This window comes from Moorena sp. SIO3B2 (assembly GCF_010692525.1).
GTDB classification, from domain to species: Bacteria; Cyanobacteriota; Cyanobacteriia; order Cyanobacteriales; family Coleofasciculaceae; genus Moorena; species Moorena producens.
The window spans coordinates 22,052-28,223 of sequence record NZ_JAAHHE010000050.1; the positions used below are offsets into that span (position 1 = coordinate 22,052).

Sequence of the window (6,172 nt, forward strand, 5' to 3'; positions counted from 1 at the left end):
TGGTGATTTGCTTACGGTCTGGTCAAGGTAACAGGAGCTAAAATCACTACTTTTGTAGCACTCCCAAACTTTCGCTATCTCGAATCCCCTAACGTTTACGCCGAGCTTTTGAGTGCTTTGACTTTGGAGTTTGGATAATAGGAACAGTAAAGTAAAACTGAGAACCTTGGTCTTTGCCAGCTGAATTTGCCCAAATTTTTCCACCCCAGCCTTTGACAATTTGGCGACAAATTGCTAAACCTAGCCCTGTTCCCCCAGTAGTTCGCCGCAGAGCACCTTCTTCTTGATAGAAGCGGTCAAACACAGCTTCCAGCCGATTGGGTTCAATACCACGTCCAGAATCTTCGATAATAACTACTATCATGGAATTGTCCAGTGTTTGGATACTTATTTTTACTTCTCCTTGTGGGCTGGTAAATTTGCAGGCATTATCGAGAAGTCTAGCTAGAGTTTCAACTAGCCACTCTCCGTCGGCTTTGACTAATGGAAGGTTATCTGGAACTTGAGCCGATAAACTAGGTCGTTCATCTTCAGAACGGCGAGCGCAAACATTACTCAGGGCAAGGTCGATGCACTCTCTTAGGGACAGGGATTCTGGGTGCCATTCAACACGACCACTTTCTAAGCGGGAAAGAGTCAGGAAGTCCTGAATCAGTTTCCGCATTCGTTCAGCGTCAGCGAGGGCAGTATTGAGCATCACCTGACGCAATTCTAGGGACATATCTGGCTCACTAGCTAGACTCTCAAGACATACTTGAATTGTGGATAGGGGAGTCCGCAGTTCATGACCTGTAATCGCGACTAAATTGCTACGGGTGCGGTCAAGAGCTTCTAGCTGCTGATTCAAATCTTCTAGGTTGGCGTAGGCTTCGGCTTGAATTAGAGCTACACCGACTTGAGTTGCGATCGCATCCACTAAGGCTAACTCATCCTTTTCCCATTGATAAGCTTGGGAGCCACAATGATGTATATCTAACATGCCCAATAACTGACCCTGATACAGCACTGGTACCTTCAGCCAAGAGCGAATGGCAAACTCTTGGACTAGATTGTGCAAGGTTTTTGATCGTCGATTACCAGTTTTATTTGTGGAATTAGTACCGTTAATCCTAGGATCTCTCTGGGTGTCTTCTACATAAATCGCTTCTCCACTCTGGACAACCTCTTGGAATAGGCAATTGTCTTGCAATGGCCATCTCTTTCCTAGTGTGGGCACTAATGGTTGATCCCCCTTAGTATTTAAAAACTCATGATTGATGATAGTAGTGGTATCTGTTCCTTTACAGCGATAAATCAGACACCGTGATGCTTCAAGGGCTTTACCCAACTCTTGCACAGCGACTTCAAGAATGGCATTGGGGTCAAGGGATCGCCTAATGGCATTGGAAATAGAGTTGATCAGAGATTCTTTCTTTCCCTGAGCAGCAATGGAGCGATAGGCTTTGAGCAATTTATACTGACCTGCCTGTAGGTAAGTCACCAAGCGCTGGACAAAAGGGTCAGAATTTTCGGAACTTTGAGCTTGGTCGAGAGGGGATAGATTACTGGTAGAGTTTCGGGTTAATTGAGCACTAACTACTAATGAATTCTCTAAATACTGATCTAAATACTGAGATTTAGCCTGTTCAATCTTAGCTGCCAGTTCAGGTCGGTAAATTTGAATGCGATTGAGTAATATCTCAGCTGCTTTTTGACTCACCCTCCGGTCAAATGTCCAGATGCCTTCAAAACGTCGGGATGAGTCCATTTCCCCATTGGTCACCTCTAGTATTGGTGTGGGTCGTTCTTGACAAATCAAACAGTTTGTGTAACTTTGCCCAATAACTACCAAATGCCATTCTTGAGAGAGGGTATCGTTGGGTTCAAATGCCACCGTTTCGTGATACTCTGAACTACTCTTAAATTCTGTTTCCGGTGCTGCTAGTACATAGACTTGGGGGGTCTGTTGAGCAATGCGTCGATATCGATGAGCTTCCTGACGGTAGAAACGCTCTCGCTGGAAGCTAGCAATGACCAACGGCTGCTCTGAGCCAGCTAATACCTGATCTTCCATGGCATGGGAAAGTGCGGTCAAAGAAGACTTGAAGTACACCTGTGACCGCAGTATAGGTATAGCTTGCAGTAAGCTTTGCAGCACGGAAGTGGTAATAATCATGTGACAGCTCCTACACTGAATCGAAAGATTCAGTGTAGGCTTCGCAACCAATCCGGCTATTGCTTAGGAGGCGTTGCGCTTTAAGAACGGACTGCCCTACCGCTCTGTTTTTTTGACTTTTTTTTAATAATGTTCCACCGACAAACCAGCATTTATGGCCTTTGGCCACGCTACGCGAACGGCTTTGAAAGTCAGTATATAAAAAATAACACATCGCTTGGTCTTTCGTGAAATACTCTGTGCAAAATTCATCCCACACTCAAGCGCGTTCCCTTAGCGTGGCCAAAGGCCAAGCGTCGCAGATGTGGGGCTTCTTTTGCCGGAAGCTAAAACTTCACGGGAGCGTGGAAACCACACCTATGGGCGACGGGGGAGGAAAAACCAGCTGGGGTCTTTACTCCCAGTCAGGGTATGGGGTGTTGACAGCCTATAGACTTTTTATATGTACCTTTCTCAATTTATCTTATACAAAGGGGATTGAACACATTGAACACAGCGAATGTTGAAGCCCCAGCCTGTTTCAGATGTATCGCGTTAATTCAACTCGATATCGTTGTTTTTTAGTAATAGAGACATCCCCAACCTCCAAGCGTCCTTTACCACGAATGGCAATCAAATCTCCAGATTTGACTGTATAGCTAGATTGTTTGACCTCTTTCCAGTTAACCCGCACATCCCCAGTGGTAATGAAATCCACCATCTTGCTGCGGGACATACCAAACCCAGCCGATGCGATCGCATCTAGACGCATGGAAGCTTCTGTTGTTGTTCTGAGTTTCTTTTTCGGTTCCTTAACTTTGAGTTCACTCAAATCAATCCGTTGAGTTTTGACAGGTACCGAACGAACCTGATTTAAATTCAGCTCCAGAAACTCTACCAATTCTGGTACGACAATCACCTGAGCACCTCGCTCTCCCAAGACAATAATGTCCCCAATCTTCTCTCGCACCAATCCAGTTCCCAGAATTGCGCCCAAGAAATCCCGGTGAGTTGCCGTATCAAACAAAAAATTCCCAGCAATATCCAAACCGACCACCTCTACCTGAGATTGATCCAGAGGCAATTCCTCACGGGCAATCCCTAACCGTTGTCGTTCCGCTTGAGGATATCCCCCCCAAGCCAGTAATTGCACCTCTGTCAACCGTTGAAACTGCTGAGCAACCTCTACCAAAACTGGCGGTGATAGAAAATCAGTCAATACCACCTCCCAAGTCTTAATTGCTTGATCAGCTTGGTCAATCACACGAGCCACATCCTCTCGATTCTCTACACTTTTTAAAAGTTCTTCTCTAGGTAGCATTTATAATAACTTGTTAAAGACGTTTGATTCCAAATTTTAAATAATTATTTCCTCAAATTGTAATTAGGATTTAGCGTAAGCTATCAGCTATCAGCGTGTCGCGTATCAGCTATCAGCTTATGTGCTACGCACACGCTACTTGAGGTGCTATCAGCTAATGCGCTAAGTCACAGGCTAGAAGCCTGTTCCACCCACGCTACACTGAACAGCTTTTGAATAAAATAAGCTGACGGCTGACCGCTGACAGCTGAATGCTTACGATTTAGCAATAGGTAATTAGTTTCCTATAGCATCTATTACCCATTACTAAATATAAAAGTTATCTTTCTTAAATTTTATTGATTTTTATTTACATTTATGGTTAGTTACTTACCACTCTTTGCGCCTTTGGGATTTTTACCACAAAAATAATTGCGCAACCCTTAATTACTCTCCAGGAACTCATACCTTTGAATAGTCTCCGGCTGAAACTGACCCAGAATTTTAGTCCCTAGCTCCGTCAAACTCTCGGATCCCTGAACCACAATTAAGTATTTCCCCTGATTCAGACGGTTCCGATAAGGCAGTGCATCACCACTACCAACACTCAACCCAACCCCACCTCCAACGAAAACGCTACCCATTGCTGCTGCGATCGCACCAAATACCCCTCCCAGGAGATGGTTACCAATTTCACTAGAGAAGCCAAACAGTTTTATTTCAGTTAGCACATTGAACAGATAACCCGCCGCAAATCCAAAGGGAATCAACCAATATGCCATGCGTCGGGCTCCCTTGATTCCCTGTTGTTTGGGGTCAATGAATCCAAACTCATCAGCACTCTTATATCCTCTACCCAAGATACTTACTCGATCCATAGGTAACTCTTCTTTTTCCAAAGCAGTATAAGCTTCTTCTGCCTTAATGCGGTTGGGGAATACAGCAATCACATATTTCATCGCCAGTTGTGCTGATTATCTAGATATGAACTTGACTTGAACTCTTCCTTGAGCTCGTTTTGATCCCCCGCCTCAAGCACAGGGGTTTTCAACAGTGAGAGTTTTGAGAAATTTTCCATCAAAGATGGGGGAAACTTAAAATCTTTTAGATCACTAGCTATCCAGGGATACCTTTGCAGTTAAGATAGCATACTGCGGTCAGAGCTACTGAATGTGAACAAATCGACCTGTTCAACTACATTTCCTTGTAGTTAAGTGCTATTGGATGATGATTCATCTCTAGTACTCTTGGGGTTGATCTTAGTTTCTCATCGAATAGCTCCAGCACCGTGTGTATAGCCCATTAACCTATCTCCTGGTCATGTCTAAGGTTCTTGTTTCTGACTCAATTGATCAAGCTGGGATTGATATCCTTTCCCAAGTTGCTGAGGTTAATTTCAATCCGAATGTATCACCGGAAGAACTATTGACAATTATCCCAGACTATGATGCTCTGATGATTCGCTCTGGCACCCGCGTTACCCAAGAGGTAATTGAGGCGGGCAAGCAACTCAAGATCATTGGTCGTGCTGGTGTTGGGGTTGACAATGTCGATATTCCAGCAGCAACTCGTCATGGGATTGTAGTGGTTAACTCTCCGGAAGGAAATACTATAGCCGCAGCCGAACATGCCCTGGCCATGATGCTAGCTCTATCTCGCCATATCTCCGATGCTAATCAGTCAGTTAAAAGCAATAAGTGGCAGCGTAAGCTTTTTATTGGCACAGAAGTTTACAAAAAAAACCTTGGTGTAGTTGGCTTGGGTAAAATTGGCTCCCATGTGGCAACCGTAGCCCGAGCAATGGGAATGAAGTTGCTGGCCTATGATCCCTTCATTTCCGTGGAACGGGCGGAACAGCTAGGCTGTCGTTTAGTCGAGATGGATTTGCTGTTGCGGGAGTCTGATTACATCACACTGCATATCCCCAAAACTCCAGACACCACTCATCTAATTAATGACGAAGCCATTGCTAAGATGAAGCCGACTGCCCGAATTATCAACTGTTCCAGAGGAGGCATTATTGATGAAGAAGCCCTGGCTAAGGCACTAAAAGAGGGTCAGATTGCTGGTGCAGCATTGGATGTTTATGAATCAGAACCACTAGGAGAATCTCCCTTGCGTGAATTGGGGAAAGAAATAGTTTTGACCCCCCACCTAGGGGCATCTACCGCAGAAGCCCAAGTTAATGTTGCTGTTGATGTAGCCGAACAAATTCGGGATGTCCTCTTAGGCTTACCGGCCCGTTCAGCAGTTAATATTCCTGGATTGTCACCCAATGTGATTGAAAAACTCAGACCATACATGGAGTTGGCAGAAACTCTGGGTAACCTAGTTGCTCAACTGGCGGGGGGACGCATTGAATTACTTGATGTCCGATTACAGGGAGAGTTAGCTACCAACGAAAGCCAGCCCTTAGTGGTTGCTGCCCTGAAAGGCTTACTTTCCCAGGCACTGCGAGAGCGGGTAAACTATGTCAATGCATCCATTGAGGCAAAAGAGCGGGGTATTCGGGTAATTGAAACCAGGGATGCTTCGATGCGAGACTATTCTGGATCCCTACATCTATCAGCTACCGGGTCCATGGGAAAACATTCTGTAACGGGTGCTCTGTTGAATGATGGGGAAATCCACATTACCAGTATCGACGAATTCCCGATTAATGTTCCTCCCACTCACTATATGCTGTTTACCGTACACCGGGATATGCCGGGAATTATTGGTAAAATTGGCTCTCTGCT

4 protein-coding genes are annotated in these 6,172 nt (G+C 45.0%); 1 reads left to right on the forward strand and 3 read right to left on the reverse strand.

Annotation, left to right across the window (positions count from 1 at the left end; translation table 11 throughout):
• Positions 1-88 precede the first annotated feature (88 nt).
• From F6K38_RS14335 to F6K38_RS14345, 3 genes are all read right to left on the reverse strand, one after another.
• A complete protein-coding gene (locus tag F6K38_RS14335; RefSeq protein ID WP_287356797.1) occupies positions 89-2,155 on the reverse strand; it encodes a DICT sensory domain-containing protein in 2,067 nt (688 codons plus the stop codon).
• Between the two features lie 520 nt (positions 2,156-2,675).
• On the reverse strand, positions 2,676-3,455 hold the full coding sequence (locus tag F6K38_RS14340; RefSeq protein ID WP_287251568.1) for a photosystem II electron transport protein, Sll1252 family: 780 nt from the start codon (positions 3,453-3,455) through the stop codon (positions 2,676-2,678).
• Positions 3,456-3,877: 422 nt separating this feature from the next.
• Positions 3,878-4,393, reverse strand: a complete 516-nt coding sequence (locus F6K38_RS14345) for a hypothetical protein (RefSeq protein ID WP_008184537.1) — start codon at positions 4,391-4,393, stop codon at positions 3,878-3,880.
• Between the two features lie 361 nt (positions 4,394-4,754).
• Here F6K38_RS14345 and serA point away from each other — a divergent pair.
• Positions 4,755-6,172 (forward strand): phosphoglycerate dehydrogenase (gene serA, locus F6K38_RS14350; RefSeq protein WP_287356798.1); only part of this gene is annotated, 1,418 nt, incomplete at its 3' end.